12 protein-coding genes, 4 tRNA genes and 1 pseudogene are annotated in these 20,117 nt (G+C 31.7%); 3 read left to right on the forward strand and 14 right to left on the reverse strand.

Going from position 1 to position 20,117, the window contains the following annotated elements:
* Entirely contained in the window at positions 1–504 is a 504-nt protein-coding gene (purE, locus tag ERCISPPS3390_RS01640; protein WP_197095112.1) for a 5-(carboxyamino)imidazole ribonucleotide mutase, read from the reverse strand.
* A 157-nt stretch (positions 505–661) separates the two neighbouring features.
* Positions 662–1,378: a UDP-2,3-diacylglucosamine diphosphatase gene (locus tag ERCISPPS3390_RS01645; RefSeq protein WP_197095113.1), complete on the reverse strand. Its 717-nt coding sequence runs from the start codon at positions 1,376–1,378 to the stop codon at positions 662–664.
* A gap of 598 nt (positions 1,379–1,976) precedes the next feature.
* Between ERCISPPS3390_RS01645 and cysS the strand changes: the two genes are divergently transcribed.
* Positions 1,977–3,371: a cysteine--tRNA ligase gene (gene cysS / locus ERCISPPS3390_RS01650; RefSeq protein WP_197095114.1), complete on the forward strand. Its 1,395-nt coding sequence runs from the start codon at positions 1,977–1,979 to the stop codon at positions 3,369–3,371.
* A 553-nt stretch (positions 3,372–3,924) separates the two neighbouring features.
* Here cysS and aspS read toward each other — a convergent pair.
* The 5 genes from aspS to cysP form a co-directional block, all read right to left on the reverse strand.
* Positions 3,925–5,688, reverse strand: coding sequence for an aspartate--tRNA ligase (gene aspS, locus ERCISPPS3390_RS01655; protein ID WP_197095115.1), 1,764 nt, complete (start codon positions 5,686–5,688; stop codon positions 3,925–3,927).
* 1,043 nt (positions 5,689–6,731) lie between these two features.
* Complete coding sequence (gene cysA / locus ERCISPPS3390_RS01660; protein WP_197095116.1) at positions 6,732–7,811, reverse strand: sulfate/thiosulfate ABC transporter ATP-binding protein CysA; 1,080 nt, start codon at positions 7,809–7,811, stop codon at positions 6,732–6,734.
* Positions 7,812–7,829: 18 nt separating this feature from the next.
* Positions 7,830–8,642: a sulfate/thiosulfate ABC transporter permease CysW gene (cysW, locus tag ERCISPPS3390_RS01665; RefSeq protein WP_414626232.1), complete on the reverse strand. Its 813-nt coding sequence runs from the start codon at positions 8,640–8,642 to the stop codon at positions 7,830–7,832.
* A gap of 41 nt (positions 8,643–8,683) precedes the next feature.
* Positions 8,684–9,517, reverse strand: coding sequence for a sulfate/thiosulfate ABC transporter permease CysT (gene cysT, locus ERCISPPS3390_RS01670; protein WP_197095118.1), 834 nt, complete (start codon positions 9,515–9,517; stop codon positions 8,684–8,686).
* A 2-nt stretch (positions 9,518–9,519) separates the two neighbouring features.
* Positions 9,520–10,533 (reverse strand): thiosulfate ABC transporter substrate-binding protein CysP, encoded by a 1,014-nt coding sequence (gene cysP / locus ERCISPPS3390_RS01675; protein WP_197095119.1) that lies wholly within the window; start codon positions 10,531–10,533, stop codon positions 9,520–9,522.
* 1,763 nt (positions 10,534–12,296) lie between these two features.
* On the opposite strand from cysP, the gene accB reads away from it, so the two are divergent.
* On the forward strand, positions 12,297–12,767 hold the full coding sequence (gene accB / locus ERCISPPS3390_RS01680; RefSeq protein WP_197095120.1) for an acetyl-CoA carboxylase biotin carboxyl carrier protein: 471 nt from the start codon (positions 12,297–12,299) through the stop codon (positions 12,765–12,767).
* A gap of 11 nt (positions 12,768–12,778) precedes the next feature.
* Positions 12,779–14,128 carry an acetyl-CoA carboxylase biotin carboxylase subunit gene (gene accC, locus ERCISPPS3390_RS01685; RefSeq protein ID WP_197095121.1) on the forward strand — a complete coding sequence of 450 codons (1,350 nt, stop codon included), beginning with the start codon at positions 12,779–12,781 and terminating at the stop codon, positions 14,126–14,128.
* Between the two features lie 1,179 nt (positions 14,129–15,307).
* On the opposite strand, the gene ERCISPPS3390_RS01690 is transcribed toward accC, so the two are convergent.
* From ERCISPPS3390_RS01690 to lipA, 7 genes and pseudogenes are all read right to left on the reverse strand, one after another.
* Positions 15,308–15,382: transfer RNA gene (locus tag ERCISPPS3390_RS01690), tRNA-Gln, on the reverse strand.
* A gap of 7 nt (positions 15,383–15,389) precedes the next feature.
* Positions 15,390–15,466, reverse strand: a tRNA-Met gene (locus ERCISPPS3390_RS01695).
* Between the two features lie 54 nt (positions 15,467–15,520).
* A tRNA-Gln gene (locus ERCISPPS3390_RS01700) sits at positions 15,521–15,592 on the reverse strand.
* 24 nt (positions 15,593–15,616) lie between these two features.
* Positions 15,617–15,701, reverse strand: a tRNA-Leu gene (locus ERCISPPS3390_RS01705).
* 357 nt (positions 15,702–16,058) lie between these two features.
* Entirely contained in the window at positions 16,059–16,745 is a 687-nt protein-coding gene (gene yjjG, locus ERCISPPS3390_RS01710; protein ID WP_197095122.1) for a pyrimidine 5'-nucleotidase, read from the reverse strand.
* Positions 16,739–17,200 (reverse strand): annotated as a pseudogene (gene rimI, locus ERCISPPS3390_RS01715) (ribosomal protein S18-alanine N-acetyltransferase). The gene yjjG and the pseudogene rimI overlap by 7 nt, the downstream one beginning before the upstream one ends.
* 1,354 nt (positions 17,201–18,554) lie before the next feature.
* On the reverse strand, positions 18,555–19,502 hold the full coding sequence (gene lipA / locus ERCISPPS3390_RS01720) for a lipoyl synthase (RefSeq protein ID WP_197095123.1): 948 nt from the start codon (positions 19,500–19,502) through the stop codon (positions 18,555–18,557).
* Positions 19,503–20,117: the final 615 nt, after the last annotated feature.

The following is a 20,117-nucleotide window of genomic DNA, read 5'->3' on the forward strand; positions in this document are numbered from 1 at the left end:
TTAATTCCTTGGGTCTGGATGTTTGAGCACTTCATCTGTCTGATGTTGTCTCCATTTTGCTATCTTCGCAGTTAATTTTGTATCATTTAATGCAAGAACTTGTGCAGCTAAAATAGCTGCATTAGTAGCTCCAGCGGTCCCAATAGCTAACGTTCCAACTGGGACGCCAGATGGCATCTGAAGAATAGAATAGAAGCTATCCATCCCGCCTAACATAGAATTATGTATTGGTACGCCAAATACTGGTATTAATGTTTTAGCCGCTAACATCCCTGGTAGATGTGCGGCCCCACCTGCACCGGCAATGATAATTTTATATCCATCATCTTGAGCTTTTTCTGCAAAGCTAAACAGCTTGTCTGGTGTTCGGTGGGCTGATATTACTTCGCAATGAAATGGCACTGCGAATTTAGTTAGGATATCTGCAGAGTATTTCATAGTAGACCAGTCACTTTTAGAACCCATAATAATTGCAATACAGTTTATATTAGATGTGTGTGGCATATGTGATCATTCCCATGATTTGAAAATATTACTATTACTGACAAGCCTAAGAGGTTGTATAATGCAAGATAGGAGAGCAGATTTATATAAGTAATAATAGTTAAGGGCGTATATCTCTATAGCTAAAGTCCGACTTACTGCACGAGAGTCTTTATCCTTATAAAGCAAAAGTAACGAGTTGTATGTCATTATGACTTACTCTAACCATGGATCCATGTTGATGCCAATCTCCTAATACTAAACGTTGAGCAGGCTGTCCATGGATTTCTAATTGATGCACTGCTGGTCGATGAGTATGACCATGTATAAGTATTGATACCCGGTATGCACGCATGATATCAATAACTAATTGAGGATGTACGTCCATGATTTCTATCTTTTTTTTATTATTAATTTTTTTACTATAAGTCCTAATAATTGATGCGATATGTTTTCGGGTGTATATTGGTATAGTAAGAAATAAATTTTTCATCCATCGACATTGTACTATTTGTCGATATAATTGATAAAATATATCGTTAGAACACAATGTGTCACCATGCATAATTAGTAATCTTTGGCCATATATCTCAAGAACATATTCGTTAGGTATCAAATTTATCCCTGCTCTGTATGCAAAATGTTTACCTAATAAAAAATCACGGTTTCCATGAAGAAAGTGACATGGAATAGATAACTGGCGAAAAAAGAAAGCCAAATAATCATACAGTGGATTCGGATCGTCATCACCAATCCAGTAATCAAATAAATCACCTAAAATATATAGCGCATCCACATATCGCGCTTCATAATTTAAAAATTTTAAAAAACCAGAAGTAATGTTTGGCGATCGGTTAGATAAATGTAAGTCAGAAATAAAAAGCGTATTTGGCATGATTAGTAAATAGTTAACAGTATTTAATGTATAAATAACTATCTTCTCTTAGAATCTAAAAGTAGAAAGCACCATGAAGAAAAATTAGTAATAATAGCACCAAGTCTTCATGTTGATATAAAATTATCTAACAATGATGATTATATATCATACAGAATCATATAACGCGATTTATTATTTTGATATCGAATATATAATGACACGGTTAGATGTAAAAATGTATGGATAGTTAGTCATGTGGTTAACCTAGATCTTTAAAATCGCTATATATAGCGTGGTGATAAATAAAAGAATTAATTGCTATAATTTAGAATTTTATAAAACTTTAATAAGTTTAAGTACTAATTTAATAATCATATTCTGTCAGTCTAACTTTATTTAGATTATAGATATTTTTAGTAGCATGAAGACTTTAATTAGATAGTGCAGGATGTGTATTGAATAATTATTGTATCTTTTTAATAAAAATAGATATTAACAATAAATAAAGTATTATTTACAGATTTGTACTTTTATATACTTTTGATCATGTCTTAGCTGTATATTGTATATATATATCTATTCATACACTATCCTGCTTTATCATGGAAATATTAATATGTTAAAAGTTTTTAATACATTAAGTCGCACTAAAGAGGAGATGCAACCGATTCATGGTGGTATGATTGGTATGTATGTTTGTGGGATGACTGTTTATGATCTCTGTCATATTGGCCATGGAAGAACCTTTGCGGCTTTTGATGTTATTGCTCGTTATCTACGATATCTTGGCTATAACCTGAATTACGTGCGCAATATTACTGATATTGATGATAAAATCATTAAACGTGCTAATCATGAAGGAAAATCGATTACATGTCTGACTCAGTCTATGATTCATGAGATGCATCAGGATTTATCAGCACTAAATATTTTAGTGCCGAATTGTGAACCACGTGCTACTGATTATATCTCAGAGATGATTTTACTAATAGAAAAACTCATAATACAAAAATATGCTTATATCGCTCATAATGGCGATATAATGTTTTCTGTTGATAAAAGCCCGGGATACGGATTGCTTTCACGGCAAAACCTGATTAACTTAAATGTTGGTGTAAGAGTTACTTCTCTTGCTAATATAAAACAAAACCCTCTGGATTTTGTTTTATGGAAAAAATCAAAAAAAGACGAACCATTTTGGGACTCTCCGTGGGGTTGTGGTCGCCCAGGTTGGCATATTGAATGTTCTGCAATGAATCATAAACAATTAGGTCATCACTTTGATATCCACGGTGGTGGATCAGATCTTATGTTTCCGCATCATGAAAATGAAATTGCTCAGTCTACTTGTGCTTATAATACGCCATACGTAAACTACTGGATGCACTCTGGTATGGTGATGATTGATTGTGAAAAAATGTCAAAATCTCTTAATAATTTCTTGACTGTACGTGAAATATTAAAACATCATGATGGAGAGACTTTGCGTTATTTTTTAATATCAAGCCACTATCGCAGTCCAATACATTACAATACAAATAGTTTAATGCAAGCGCGTTTTGCACTTGAGCGTCTTTATACAGCTTTGCTGCATACAGAGAACAACGCAAACATATGCTTAGGTGAAGAATTTGAAAAGCGTTTCTGTAAAGCAATGAATGATGATTTTAATACCCCAGTAGCTTGCGCTGTTCTCTTTGATTTAGCGCGAGAAATTAATCGTAAAAAAACAACTGATAGGAAATTAGCAAATAGCTTAGCAATGCGTCTACGTTTTCTTGGTAGTATTCTTGGTTTACTAGAGCAAGATCCAGATCAGTTTTTAAAAAAAAATAACTTAAATTGTAAGGATTATCAACTATCAACAATTGACAATCTTATCCAGATGCGCACGAATGCTCGAGAAAATAAAAACTGGAAGAAAGCTGATTTTATACGCAATTACCTTGATAGGTATATGAATATTATTCTAGAAGACAACATAGAAGGCACTCAGTGGAGAAATAAATAACCAGAATAAAATTTGAAGATCTTTTGATGTTGATGAGTCATTGCAATAAAGTTCTATATATACTTGTACCAATGAATTATTTTTTTAGTTTAATTCAGTTAATTTAATATGCCACAGTGTTTTCCAATGTGGAAATATCATTGATATGATTTATAATCATTTTTATATTTCTAATATTAGTTAAAATTTTCACTTTGTTATGAATTCTATTTATATGTTTTGATATATTACACAGTACAAATACTTAGTATAAGTTCGCATCAAACAGCAATGATCTGATAATTTGGTGATTTGGCTTTTTTATTTTTAAAAATAAAGATGTACTATCAGTGTTAATATTAGACTGTATTATTAATGATAATATCATCTTACATATTTTACTTTGTGATTTTGAATTGGATTATTTTATTTAATTACTTTGATTTGTATTAAATATGACATTATTTTAATTAGGAGTGCTTTGTACAGTGCGTTATTTTTTGGGGAGATTTGCCAATGATAAAAAAATCTTTATTAAATATTTCTATCTCTCTCTGTTGTGTCGATGTTAATCTTATAGTATTTTTTTAGTTTGAATACCTAATTCCATTAATAAAAATGGATCAGCTGTATAAGGAGCATTTGTCATCGGGCAAATGGCAGAATTAGTTTTAGGAAAAGCAATAACATCACGTATATTATCTGAGTTAGTTAATAGCATTACCAGACGATCAAGACCAAAAGCTAAACCAGCATGTGGAGGCGCGCCAAATTTTAATGCTTCAAGAAAAAAGCCAAATTTTTGATTTTGCTCATCTTCGGAAATACCCAAAAGGTCAAATATTGTTTTTTGCATTATCCACTCATTTATACGTACAGATCCGCCACAAACTTCATGACCATTAATTACCATATCATATGCATTAGCGATTGCGTTTTCTGGTGCTTTTCTTAGTTTCTCCGCTGACATTATTTTGGGGGCGGTAAAAGGATGATGCATTGATGTTAGATTACCTTTTGCGTCTGCTTCAAACATGGGGAAGTCTACTATCCATAATGGCTCCCAAGAAGAGTTGTTATTAATATTTAGCTCATGACCTAGTTTTGTACGTAAAGCACCTAGTGCATTAGTAACCAGATCTGCAAGATCTGCAGCGAAAAAAATCATATCCCCATCAATTGCTTTTGTACGATCCAAGAGCTTTTCTATTATTTCTGAATCTAGATGTTTTACTAGAGGGCCATTTATTCCAGAAAGAACATTATTTCGATGATATATTTTCATCCAAGATATTCTGCTTAAACCGTGGTGTTTAGAAAATTTTACATAGGACTCAATTTGTTTTCGCGTAAGTCTAGCGCCACCTGGGACACATAATGCTGTTATGCGATCTGTAGCGTGATTGAATGGTTTGGAAAAACCTAAAAACTCAGTTTTTTGTATAAAATCAGCTATATCTATTAACTCCATCGGGTTTCGCAAGTCTGGTTTATCTGAACCATAACGCCGCTTTGATTCAGCAAAGGTCATCACTGGAAAACTATGCAATGATACGGATTTTATTTTTAACCATAAAGTACGCACTAAACTTTCCATGATTGTCATTACCTCTTTAGCATTCATAAATGAGGTTTCGACATCAATTTGCGTAAACTCTGGTTGACGATCAGCACGCAGGTCTTCATCACGGAAACATTTTGCGATCTGATAATAACGATCAAATCCTGAGATCATTAATAACTGTTTAAATAATTGTGGTGATTGTGGCAGTGAATAGAACCTGCCGATATGACAGCGACTAGGGACTAAATAGTTTCGAGCGCCTTCTGGTGTAATCTTAGTTAGCATTGGTGTCTCTATATCAAGAAACCCTTCATTTTCCATAAACTTTCGCACTATGCCAGTAATGGTGGAACGAACTTTCAGTCGATTAGCCATTTCTGGGCGTCTTAAATCTAGATAGCGATACCTTAAGCGTGCTTCTTCACTATTATTTTTGCTAAAATCTAGAGGCACTGATTCAGAGCGATTAATGATAGATAGATTTGTTGCGCATACTTCAATATCACCAGTTAGCATAGATCTATTTTTATTTTTTTCACTACGAATACAAACCGTACCAATAACCTGAATACAAAATTCATTACGTAGTTCACTAGCAAGACAAAAAGTTTGATAATAATCTGGGCTAAAAAAAACTTGTACAATACCTTCACGGTCGCGCATATCAATAAAGATAAGGCTTCCTAAGTTACGATATCGGTGAACCCATCCACATAGTGTGATTTTTTGATCTATGTAGGTTTGATTGAGTTGTCCGCAATATACAGTACGCATGATTATACCTCTTATTTTAATGTTGTTATCTAATGCTATAAAATAGCACTGTATAATATATATTAACAGTTAACAAAAAGTTTCTACGTGCTGTAGATAATTTAATAGGTGTACTACTGATAGATTATACATCTAGTTTTATAGATTTAATTATTAATTTTTTGATACTATGGTTGGTTTTATTCATAATAGTCTATTATAGACTTTGCAATGTATTGATGTCTTATTTTAAGATATCCTGGGCATATGTATGTGTAATAATTTAAACAAGAGTTAATATATAGTAATTTTACATAAACTTATTGCTTAGACTTAATTTTTCTTTTAAAAAAGTTTGTTTTAATTTCTTAAAATTAAATTACTATCAAAGAAGTTATGATGTGAGAAGTAACTGAATATTTTGCATAGTATAGCTAGCGATACGGTAAATTGCTATTATTACTAAATAAACTAATTAGTCGAGTTTGTCTCTAGTAGAAATAGATAAAGATTCTGAGATGAATATCATTTGAATTAGGATGGCAGTAATCTTATTGGAATATTTTTATTTAAAAAAATTTATTAACTCACTGAATCTTTTTATATAGTTAATTGTAGTAACTATTCTGTATTTTTATTGCTAACAAAAATTTTTAAAAGCGATATTCATGTGGTGTCTCTTCTTTCAAAAAAGATTATAGTGAAAAATAAGGATATAGACCGAATGCTAGAGCATGCCTTAAAATATAGATTGCGCACATCGTTCTAATGATATGGGTATTACACAATATATGATTATAACTAGACTAATAGTGTACTAAAGAGTCATACCGTCACCGTATTTCTTAATTTTTAATTTTAAACATTTAATTTTATATAAAATATTTTAATGTTACTAACTACACTAGTTATTTAAAAATTCTATTTAATCAGTCAGGTTACGTATATGGTGAATAACCAAAACTTTTAGTTTTTATAAGATTTTATTATAAGTAAGATATAAAAAATCATCTTGTAATTGATTTCAAAAAGGTTTTAGCTGACAAAATTAATGACGTAAAAAGTTAAGCATAAGATAATGGATTGAGTGCTGTTTTACCGTGATAAAGACGCGCGTTTTGTAAACCTATAAACAAACATTGACCACGTTTCGGTATGATATTTTCATTTACTAGTATAACACTAAGAGAATCAGTTTTCCATCCGGTAGGTTTTAAGATTAGTTGCCAATAATGCCCGCGAGGACTAACTTCTAATATTGTTGTAGGAAAAGGTGTCTTAAAACTGCTCTGAAGACTGATATCTATCTCCCATGGACGAAGAAATAATTCAACAGCCCCTTGATATGACGTTGTATGAGTGAGAGCCCAGTTATAATTTCCTACTTGCAGATGAGCGTTATTAACCCATCCGTTTATACAGTTTACTTCTCCAAGAAATTCTAAAACAAATCTGGTTTTTGGGAAGCGCCATACTTCATCTGGCGTACCAACTTGCTCAATATTACCATGGTTCATTACAACTACCCGTCCTGCAACCTCCATGGCTTCATCTTGATCATGTGTAACAAAAACACTAGTGAATTTTAACTCTTCATGTAGTTGTTTAACCCATAGGCGTAATTCTTTTCGTACTTGAGCATCGAGAGCACCAAAAGGTTCATCTAACAATAAAATTTGGGGCTCAACTGCTAGCGCACGCGCTAAAGCAACACGCTGTTTTTGTCCACCGGATAACTGAGATGGAAAACGTTTTTCTAAGTGTCCTAATTGCACCATGTCTAGAAGAGATCTAACTTTTTGATGAATTTCACTTATAGGAGGGCGCTTATATTTTGGTAAGACCTGTAAACCAAAAGCAACGTTATTAAATACTGTCATATGTCGAAATAGCGCATAATGTTGAAATACAAAGCCTACTCGGCGATCTCGTGCGTGTACTTGACTGACATCATATCCATGAAAACTGAGGTGGCCGCTATTTTGAGTTTCTAGTCCAGCAATAATTCTAAGCAATGTTGTCTTTCCAGAACCAGAGGGTCCCAATAATGCTACAAGTTCCCCGGAAGAGACATTAAGAAAAATATCGTGTAAAACTTGTATATGCCCAAAAAATTTATTGATATTAACAATCTCAATACTCATAATGCTCCCCCTTGCTGCCTATACTGCTGAGTTCGATTTTTCTAATCGCCACTGTAGCGCGCTTTTTAGTAATAGCATTAATATGGCCATCATAGTCAATAAGGTAGCAGCGGTGAACGCGCCTACATCATTGCAATCTTGATGTAAAACTTCAACTTGTAACGGCAGGGTATAAGTTTCACCACGTATAGCTCCGGATACTACTGAAACCGCACCGAATTCACCAATTGCTCTTGCATTAGTCAGCACCACACCATATAGAATCGCCCAACGGATATTTGGCAAGGTCACGCGAAAAAACATTTTCCATCCGCAAGCCCCTAAAAGCACTGCGGCTTCATCTTCCTGTCTACCTTGACTTAGCATTACTGGTACTAATTCACGCACAACAAATGGACAAGTAATAAAAGTTGTTACTAAAGCCATACCTTGCCATGAAAACATCAATTGAATATTATGTGTATTTAGCCAGCCTCCAATTGGAGTATTTACACCCCAAAATAGTAGATACATCAATCCTGCTACTACAGGTGACACGGCAAATGGAATGTCAAATAGAGTTAAAAGAAGTTGCCTACCAGGAAAAGTAAAGCGAGTTACTAGCCAGGCTAATAAAGTACCAAATATTAAATTAATTGGTACCACAATTAAGGTAATTAATAAAGTTAGTTTAATGGCATGGAGCATATTATCATCACACAAATTTCTGAGAAATGACCATGGTCCTTCAGAAAAAGCAGTGCTAAAAATAGCTATTAGCGGCATTACTAATAACAATATAGAAATAATTACCCCTGTGCTAATTAATGTTCTCTGCCTCCATCGGTTCATGCATGAATAGTTGGCGCCATGAGCTTTTCGCGCTTTAGGCATTATTGTCCTCCAATTCTTTGGCCAAAGCGGTTTTGTAAAATATTTATTATAAATAATAAAAATAGTGAAGTTATTAAAATTACTGAAGCAATCGCAGTAGCCGCTGGATAATCATATTCTTGTAAACGAACAAAAATCATTAGGGAAGTTACCTCAGTTTTCCATGCAATATTTCCAGCTATGAAAATTACCGCACCAAATTCACCTAAGCTGCGAGTAAATGATAAAACTGCACCTGCTAGCAATGAAGGTCCGACCTCTGGTAGTACAACTCGAATAAAGCTTTGAAATTTAGAAGCTCCAAGTGTTTCTGCGGCTTCTTCATATTCTGGTCCTAGCTCTTCTAATACTGGTTGTACTGTGCGTATCACAAAAGGGGCGCTAGTAAAAGCCATCGCAATCGCAATGCCTACCCAAGTATAAGAAATTTTAATATCAAAATAGGATAGCCATTGCCCATACCAACCATTAATAGAAAATAACTTTGTCAAGGTAAGACCTGCAACAGCTGTAGGAAGGGCAAATGGTAGGTCTATAAGGCTATCTAAAAGTAGACGTCCACTAAAATTATAGCGTGTTAATATCCACGCCATCAGCATCCCAAAGAATGTATTAAAAATAGATGCAGCTCCGGCAGAAAGTAGAGTAACTTTATATGCAGTAATTACTTGTGGACTAGTAATGACCTCCCAATATTGCGATAAGGTCATTTGTGATAACTGCATCAACAAGGCACTTACAGGGAGTAATAAAATAATACAAGTAAAAAATAAGCTACTGCCTAAGCTGAGAGCAAATCCTGGTAGAACGTTTTTACTTTGTGTATCAAACATGATCACTCATGCCTCATCGCTAAGAGCTTATCTAGCTCACCACCGCTAGCAAAATGCATTCGATTGATGCGATCCCAGCCACCAAAATCCTTTTCTATCGTTAAGAATTTTGTATATGGAAAACGATCTTGATTTTTTTTCATTAACTGTACGTTATTTACACGATAATAAAAATTAGTAATAATTTTTTGGGCAGATGGTGTAAAAAGGTAACGAAGATAGTCTTTTGCTACTTGTTCAGTATGATTTTGGCTGAGGTTTTTATCAATCCATGTTACTGGAAATCTTGCCATAATATTATTTTTTGGAACAATTACTTGGTAACCCTGTTGCAGGTATCGATTACAAATAGTATTGACTTCAGATTCAAAACTAATCAATACGTCACCTATATTATGCCCGACAAAGGTTGTGGTAGCGCCTCGCCCTCCTATATCAAATACTTCTACATTGTTTAGTAATTTTTTCATAAACTGCTCAGTTTTTAATATATCTTTATTATTGATACGCTGCGCGATACCCCATGCAGCTAACCACGTATAGCGTCCGTTACCTGAAGTTTTTGGATTAGAAAAAATTAATTTTACATCTTTACGTATGAGATCGCTCCAATCTCGGATATGTTTTGGATTACCCTTTCGTACTAAAAATGCCATTGTAGAATAAAATGGTGAACTATTATTAGGTAAACGATTTTGCCAATCAGAAGGGATAAGATGACCTTTGTCGTGTAAAATTTGAATATCGGTAACTTGATTATAGGTCACTACATCTGCCTTTAATCCTTGTAAAATAGATAGTGCTTGCTTAGATGAACCTGCGTGAGATTGTTTAATAGTTAACATATCATTAGGATGTGTTTGTGCCCATTGTTTTTCAAATTCAGAATTCAAAGCTAAAAATAATTCACGTGATACATCATAAGAACTGTTAAGTAACACAGTAGCCTGCGCACTACTACCCAGCACCAACGAACATATACAAGCTATTATTTTTTTAATCGTCGGTAATGTCATTACATCTCCTAAAAATCAATTACCTGATATCGAGAAATTAGTTAAATCTATTAGTTAATCTAATAAAATATAGCGGCTTTATATATTATTTTTACACTTCTTAATGAGAACAACTCTAAGTATATAAAAAATGGATTTATAAAGTCATTATCTAGTAAAATATACTAAACATTCTCTAAAATGTTTTTTCTGTAAAACCAAAACGTTCGGTGAAATATCGCCAAATATTTTACTATGATATGTGTTCTTGCCTCAATGATATCATTTGATAGATTGTTGCTAACAATCTTATATATTACTATAATGCTATACAACCTCTTTATCTGTTATCTTTTATTATTAGTGTTCTAAATAATTTAGAATAATTTAGTATGTTGTCTCTTAAACTTATATACGATCATTTATGATTTTATCATTTTAGTAAGCTATTGCCTTATTCATCGAATAAGCCTGACTTTATTTACAAAGTCGATTTGGTAGTAACAAAAAAAAATTTCTTGATGTCAGAAGGCCTTTAAATAATTTTATATCAAAATAAGAAAAACTACATATTATGTTGACTAATACTTAAATCTCGCAACGTACATCTTCTATTATTTGATAGATATATTCAGGACAAATGCTTTTAGAAATGTTCATTTTTAATAAAATTTTATTATCTACTATAAACTACAATGTATCGCATCAATCTTATCCTGCTAAATATTATATCCCTGGTAATATGATAAGCAATACAGTCTCTTATATTATATAGCGATATTTTAAGGGGGTTCTTAAAAGTAAGAATTAGTATATTTCATTCTATATCTTAATAGTATTTTGTGTATTTCAGTTGTTTTTATAAATTTAATTTACCTTGTTTAGTAGAGATTGTGGTATGTAAGTAATACTAAGTAATACTAAGTATTACTTAGTGTGTAATAAAGTTTGGTAGATTACCATACCCTTCATATGGTATTATACTAACTTGGTATTATACTAACTAAATCTTATATAAGAATCTTATATTAGAATCTTATATTAGATGTATCATTTTTGATAAATTTTTTATAATACTTTTTGTGTTTTTTCGCAAAACATTTTAAATCTGATTTTACCAGTTTTTGAAATACAGGTATCTATGGTGTATGCTAATAATTTAGGGATTGTTAGAAAGTTAAGTAGTGATGTATAAAAAAAGTTATCTTCTTTAATGCCATAACTGTAAATTTTATCTGAAAGGATGATAAAATAGCTATAGCCATGTATTTTGTGTAATACCTAAATAATCTTAGATAATAGAAAAGCAATTATCAATAAGTTTTATATAATTATGGAAATGTCTAACATTAATCTCCAAAGTATGTATGATAAGATATGAAAAAAGTTGACCTCATCATGAGGTTTTGTGATATATCTAAAGTTACCGCATCACTGAGCTTTCTAAAATATCTCCAAGAAACCCCGGTTTAATCTAGATATAGCGTCTCTGTGCATTTTTATTTAGATAATGAGATTATAGACATAATAATAAATGATACATCGTTAAATTTATAAGAAAAATACTACATTTAAAAGATATATATGATATCTATCAATTTAGTAGTGAATATTCACGTGTTATGTGAACATTAAGGCTTACCAGCCCATATTTGATATCCAATATATATTAACTCGTCTCTAGTAATGAGATCTGTATAGTGATTATTAACAGATACTCCTAACTTAATCAAGCGTATTAAACGCTGCCACCTTCTAATTGTACTAAGTACGGAATAACATTTATGGATATTCGTAAACTTAAAAAATTAATTACATTAGTTGAAGTATCCGGCATTGCTGAATTAGAGGTCTCTGAAGGAGAAGAGTCAGTGCGTATTATTCGCACGATAAATCAAACCGGTCATTCTGTTTTACATAACACTAATACAGCGCAGACGATCCGGCAATCCGTTACAAGCACTGAAGTGCCATCAATGATTACACCAAGTCAGAAAAGATCTTATTTATCTGAAGTAGGAAGCTACATAGTTCGATCTCCTATGGTTGGTACTGTTTATCTTACTCCTAGCGCTAATGCATCAGCATTTGTAGAAGTTGGTCAGAAAATTCATTCTGGTGATACTTTATGTATTGTAGAAGCAATGAAAATGATGAATCACATTGAAGCGGAGCAATCCGGTATTGTAAAAGCGATTTTAGTTGAAAATGGTCAACCTGTTGAATTTGATGAACCACTACTCATCATTGAATAACGAGGGCAACTATGCTGGATAAAATTATTATTGCTAATCGTGGTGAAATTGCACTACGTATTTTACGTGCTTGTAAAGAGCTTGGTATTAAAACTGTAGCGGTCCACTCTACAGTAGATCGAGACTTAAAACACGTTTTACTTGCTGATGAAACTGTCTGTATTGGCCCCCCTCCGTCAGTAAAAAGTTACTTAAATATTCCAGCTTTAATTTCAGCTGCAGAAATCACTGGTGCTGTTGGGGTTCATCCTGGATATGGTTTTCTTTCTGAAAATGCTGATTTTGCTGAGCAAATGGAACGTTCAGGATTTATCTTTATTGGGCCAAAATCTGACACGATTCGTCTGATGGGTGATAAGGTATCAGCAATTGCCATCATGAAGAAAGCAGGTATTCCTACAGTTCCTGGTTCTGATGGACCTTTAACGAAGGATATGAGCAAAAATAGAGAATTCGCGAATCGTATTGGTTATCCGGTGATGATTAAGGCCTCTGGAGGCGGGGGTGGTCGAGGTATGCATGTTGTGAGAAGTGATCATGATTTAGAACAATTAATACATATGACTCAAACAGAGGCGCAAGCAGCTTTTAATAATAACATAGTTTATATGGAGAAATATTTAGAAAACCCACGTCACATTGAGATTCAGGTTTTAGCTGATAGCCATGGTAATGCTATTTATCTTGCTGAGCGAGACTGTTCTATGCAACGTCGACACCAGAAGGTAGTAGAAGAAGCCCCAGCTCCAGGTATTACTGATAAAATGCGTCGATATATAGGGGATTGCTGCTCTAAAGCATGCATCGATATCGGATATCGTGGAGCGGGGACTTTTGAGTTTTTATATGAAGATGGTGAATTCTATTTTATTGAGATGAATACACGTATTCAGGTTGAGCACACTGTTACTGAGATGATTACAGGTATTGATTTAATTAAAGAGCAATTACGTATTGCAGCTGGACATCCATTGTCAGTTAAAGAAGAAGAAGTTGTTATTCGTGGGCATTCCCTGGAATGTCGTATTAATGCTGAAGATGCTCATACTTTTGTGCCTAGTCCAGGAAAAATCACTCGTTTTCATGCCCCTGGTGGGTTTGGTGTACGCTGGGAATCACATGTATATGCTGGCTATAGCGTGCCCTTATATTATGATTCAATGATTGGTAAACTCATAACTTTTGGAGAAAGCCGTGATGTAGCCATTGCTCGCATGAAAAATGCATTAACCGAGTTAATTATTGATGGAATAAAGACTAATATTAAACTTCAGATGGATATCATGTCGGATGTTAATTTTCAATTGGGTGGAACCAACATCCATTATCTAGAGAAAAAACTTGGTCTAATGGAAACATAATAATTATTATCTATTTTAAATAGAGTAATCGAAGTACTTTCAATGAAATTTTAGAACTAGACAATGATGATTGGTCACTCAAGATATAGTCAAAAGCTATATATAATTTATTATATATAATTCATTTATAGTATAGTATCAGATCTAGAATGTTGCTTGTTCAATATCTGAACTGTTATTACTAGTATAACACTAGTAGACGACTGATCTAACATTTCTGTACTTTACCATTAGTAAAAGTGTGTCTATATAGGCGCATAGGTTTTATTTACATTCTATATAAAGCACAGTATAAGATATAGAATAAGATTCTGAATCTTAATGTTAATATTATTTAAATGCATTTTGACTTATGTATTTAAAAGAGATTGTTTGCGCTTAATAAGATTGCTGTTACGCTATGATGGCGATGATGATGAATATTTATAGTAGCTATGTATAAGAAGGTTGTTTTTATTTTTAAAAGTAGTGACTCACTTAATTTGTTATTAGTAGTTTTATATAAATTGAATAGAAATAACTGGTACAGTTACAATATTTAATATAATACATCATGTGATAGTGAAAATAGTAATTACATTAACTTCATAACAACTAACACCAGGCGATAATAATTCTTACAGGCATTTTACTTAAATAAATTATTTTTTACTTTTGATAAAAGTAAAAAATAATTTCACCTAGGACTGAATAACTCAAGAGATGCTAAAATAGTACTAAATTGGTCTCTGTATATACATTAAAATTACGAAAAAATATTTTACATTTTTAATCTCTTAATGTTTGAAAGAATTAGATAATATGATATCTGGTGTTCTATATTTATAAACTCACTAACATTATATAATATAGAATATTAATATTTTATTTTATTTTAAGATAAGAGTAATTATTAGTAAAATAATTCTCCATCAATATCTTAAAATTTAATAAAATTTAGCTAAAATTATTTATAATTAATGCATTAAAAGAAAATGGAAAAATCATAACAGTGTTTATTTATAAAAATTTTTTTATTATAACGTAAGTTCTTAAGAAGCAAAGATCTATATATTTTATATATATGATTGTCATTAATTTTATTATCATCATTGTTTTTTTTGATATCACAGGTTTTCGGTGTGTTTTTTGACTTAATTTTTGTATTATATTATATAATATAAATCTTAAAATCTTATTTGGCTGGGGCGCAGGGATTCGAACCCCGGAATACTGGCATCAGAAACCAGCGCCTTACCGCTTGGCTACACCCCAGTATAATTGGTAGCTACTACGGGAATCGAACCCGTGACCTCAGCGTTATGAGTGCTGCGCTCTGACCGTCTGAGCTAAGTAGCCAAAAATATATTTTACATTACTATAAGAAGTTACTATAGATGATATTATTGATGACTGGGGTACCTGGATTCGAACCAGGGAATGCCGGTATCAAAAACCGGTGCCTTACCGCTTGGCTATACCCCATTTGTTCTTGACTATCCCGTGAAATGGTGCGGAAGGCGAGACTTGAACTCGCAGACCTTTCGGCGCCAGAACCTAAATCTGGTGCGTTTACCAATTTCGCCACTCCCGCTGACATGAGGTTATTATAATATAGGTTGTAATTTTATGAGGTGTGATCTCAATTTATAAAAGATTAATATCTTATTTCATATTATGATAATTTATCTTTTCTACGTCAACTAATTTTTAGTATTAATAGGGGTGAAATGTAATCTAAATACCCGGCGGTTCGTCATGTAGTTGCGTAGGTGTTTGCATTCAGACTGAGTTTTTAGAAAATTTTTTATTTTTTCTTTATTATTAACATATAGCCATTGTAATTCAATTAATACTATTCCTGTATCTATCCCTATCACGATAGGGATAGATAATAAGATTTATCCTAAATCTACTGAACTTTTAGAGGACTTTTGCTGCAATTAGGATTTTATAATGATTTATTCAATAAATCCTGTAACTCTTGTAAACAAGTAATTTGCCAGTTTGGGTTAATTCCATGTGGTTTTTTTCGACCATTATGGTTCAACCAGCAAGTTGAAAACCCAGCATTGATACCTCCAATGATGTCAGATTCTAAAGTATCTCCAACCATAAGAACTCTATGGGGTACAGGATTAGACATTTTATTCAGTGCAAAATTAAAAATTTTAGGATGTGGCTTAGCATAACCAACTTGTTCAGACGCGATAAGAAGATTAAAATATTTTGAAAAACAATTACGTGTTATACGTGTTTCTTGTAATGCAGTAAAACCATTTGTAATAATACCAATTTTTACTTTTCCATACAGATAACTTAGTAGGTCTTTTGCACCAGGAAGCGGAGTGCAAATTTCTCCCATCGCTGTTAAAAAGCCATTATTTAGCTCATGAGTAGCAACACCTAACTTATTAGCCCATTCTTTAAAACGATCATGTTGTAATTTCGAGAGATTAATAGAATTATTTTGATAGTCTATCCACAGTCTTTTATTAACAGATTGATACTTATCGTAATCATTACGAGTGAAGTAGATTTCATATTTTTTAAAAAGCTTCTTTAAACCAGAAAAGGAATCAAAGTAAAATAGCGTATCATCAGCATCAAATAATATCCACTCCCATTTTACTAACATGAAACCACTCCCCGTGATATTGTAAGAGCCATAATAATAGCATCTTCTTTTCCATTAGCTACTGGGTAATAATTTGAGCGAATAGTAACCTCATTAAAATTAAGACATCTATATAGCATTATTGCAGGATAGTTTGAACACCTTACTTCGAGTCATAACGTTTTAATGTTGCGCGCCACAAGCTGACCTATCAAATGTTGTAATAAAATTTTCCCCAAACCACGTCTCTTAAAGTTGGGGTCTACAGCTATATTAAATAGATTTGCCTCATCTATTACTAGCTGAGTAATAGCAAAAGCAGCCATAACACCATCAACCATAAGACAAAAATTCAAATACCTAACTCCTTGATTTTTAAAAAATGTTTTTTTTGTTGATGGATATGTGTGGCTTCTTTGCTCAATAAGAAACGCGGTATCAAAATGATGCGGATAAAGTAAGGAAATCTGATTCATATAAGCGATCTATTAGTTATAAGATACGTGCCATTGTATATTGCAAGCGTGTTATTGTTTTTTATTTTATTAGCAGCATGTAAAGCTAGGTGAAGTCATCTAGGTATTGCCATGCGTTTTGATTCGCTTCTAATTAAAATCTGTTGTTTAGAATTTAAAAGTACTGAGAGATTAAAAATGGAACTATCCTCTATCTAATTTTTTATATTTATATATTTTTTAGAAATATTATAATTTATGTATTTCAATGTCAGAATAATTATCTCTTTTCATTCTGTTATTTTTACTAGTTATCACTATATTGTATAGATCTTTTTCAGTAGAAGTTTAAAAAAATCATAAATTGACCTATTTCTTTCAGGTGTAATCAATAAGACAAGTTATAATATAACATACATTACATGATAAACAAGAGATTGCATTTCCACTGATATGCAATACTAATCTTAATATATTCACATGGGATATTTGTCTAAATGTTTTTAATTTTTTCTATTGATAAGTTTGGTTATTTAGAAAAAAATTCTTACGTATCTTAATAGATTATTATATTCTATAAAATAGAAAAATAAATTTTTTATATTTCTTGATAAAATCTATATCCACAATATATATTGTAGAATTCTTAGATTTTTTATTTGTTATGTACTATTTATTACATGATATGATTGAAATATTTTTAAAATTTAAAAGAACTAAAAATAAAATTTAAAATTTTAATATTAAGTAATTAGTATATTTAATATGATTATTTTTTACTGATTGATTAATATATATAATATATATTAATATTATATATCTCTACATATAAGTTACTATACATTTTATTTATAATTTGTTAATTTTATTTATAATTTGTTATTTGATAGGAACAATATTCTAACATCTAAAGTGAATCTAAAAATATTTGTTATTTTTTATTAAAGAAGAATGCATGATACCAGCCTAATATTTTTAATATTAGTATAATATTTAAACATGATCTAATTTTAGGTAAAAGATATTATTTATAAATAATTTAAATTATAACATTTAAAAGATTTTTTAATTCATCTTAACTCAAAAAATTTAATTCAGATGTATTTTTATATTATGTATCTACTTAAGTTTTTATAAAAATATTCTTTTATATAAAATCCTAGTTAAGAATTAAATATGTAAAATATATATTGCTTTACTTTTAATAAGTGTCGATAGAGAATGTGTTATATTAATTGAAATATCATCTAGCGCCATAAGGATTAACACCAAAGAATACTATTATCATGTAATTAAAAATTACTGCGCGTATATTACGGTTTGATCTTATTTATAAGAGATACTATTTATAAAATAAATTTATAATAGTGTAGTATTATGTATTTAATTCTTTTATCTGTATATCAGCATGGTAAGACGATCTAACTAAGGGCCCACAAGAAACATGCAAAAACCCCATAGAAACTGCTACTGTCTTTATGTTATTAAATTCAAATGGACTGACATATCTTTTTACTGGTAAGTGTTGAGGGCTTGGCTGTAAGTATTGTCCAATAGTTAGTATTGTCACCCCATTACACCTAAGATCATGCATGACTTCTTCTATCTCAGAGTTAGTTTCACCCAAGCCAACCATTAATCCAGATTTAGTAGGAATATCTGGATGATATGTTTTAAAGATTTGAAGTAATTTTAGTGAATTTTTATAATTTGCACCAGGACGCACCAGATGGTAGATACGCGGGACGCTCTCTAAATTATGGTTGAATATATTCGGGGGCGTGACACTAAGGATCTTAAGCGCGCGGCTCATACATCCCCGAAAATCAGGGACTAGAATTTCAATTTTTATAGATGGATTTGTTTTACGAATAACACTGATACAGTTAGAAAAATGTTGAGCACCTCCGTCATGTAAGTCATCACGATTTACTGAAGTTATCACCACATGTCGCAAGTTCATTTCATGGAGGCATTTTGCTATATTATTTGGTTCATTAATATTTGGTGGCATAGGGCGTCCGTGTGTGACATCACAAAAAGGACAGCGACGAGTACAGGTTGCACCTAGAATCATAAAAGTAGCCGTGCCATTGCTAAAACATTCGGACAAATTAGGACACGAGGCTTCTTCACAAACAGAATAAAGATTATGTTTACGTATGATAGATTTTACACGCTGGACACAACTAGGATCAGCCGGTAATGTAATTTTAATCCATTTTGGTTTAGGTAAAATATTGACACGATTAGCTTGATTTTTATTAAGTGGCACTGTATTCAATATATTGACAGCGCGACATTTTAGGCTATTTTTAATCATAAGTGACAGTTCACAATTAATTAACTAGATTATAGACTCAGGTTTATGGCTTGAAGGTTGTAGTATGTAATTTTGTAAAAATTTTACTCAGTCTTTTTAATTAATCTAATCAATAAAAAATATATCATATCAAGTATGTTAACTAAGAGGAGTATTGTATCTCAAGATATTTAAATATATTTATTCATTGATTTTTAGATAAAAATTTATAATTTGACGATATTTTTGCGCTAAATACAAGTTTGTATTGCATTTTAAGATAAAATAATAGTGTCCTTTTTAGGAGATCAGAAAAACAAGAACTTTTTATTCTATCAAATATAAGAAGTATTAGGTATAAAAAATAACTATTCATGTATCTCGCAGTACAGCAAACAATAATATATAACATATTGTTCTTTAATGAACAGCATGAAATTACCATTCTGTAAACACTATATCAGTATATTTAAGTTACATAGAATACTTATGTAAATTAAAATCACAGTGATTACGCCACTAACATGACATTTTAAGGGGCGCAGACTATACTTTGAAAAATAGTTAATCTGATTGTGCTAATTTATCTTTTCTTATAGATTTGACTACATACAACTTAAAGAACACACTATATAT

Source organism: Candidatus Erwinia haradaeae (genome assembly GCF_900698885.1).
Classification (GTDB): domain Bacteria; phylum Pseudomonadota; class Gammaproteobacteria; order Enterobacterales; family Enterobacteriaceae; genus Erwinia_E; species Erwinia_E haradaeae_H.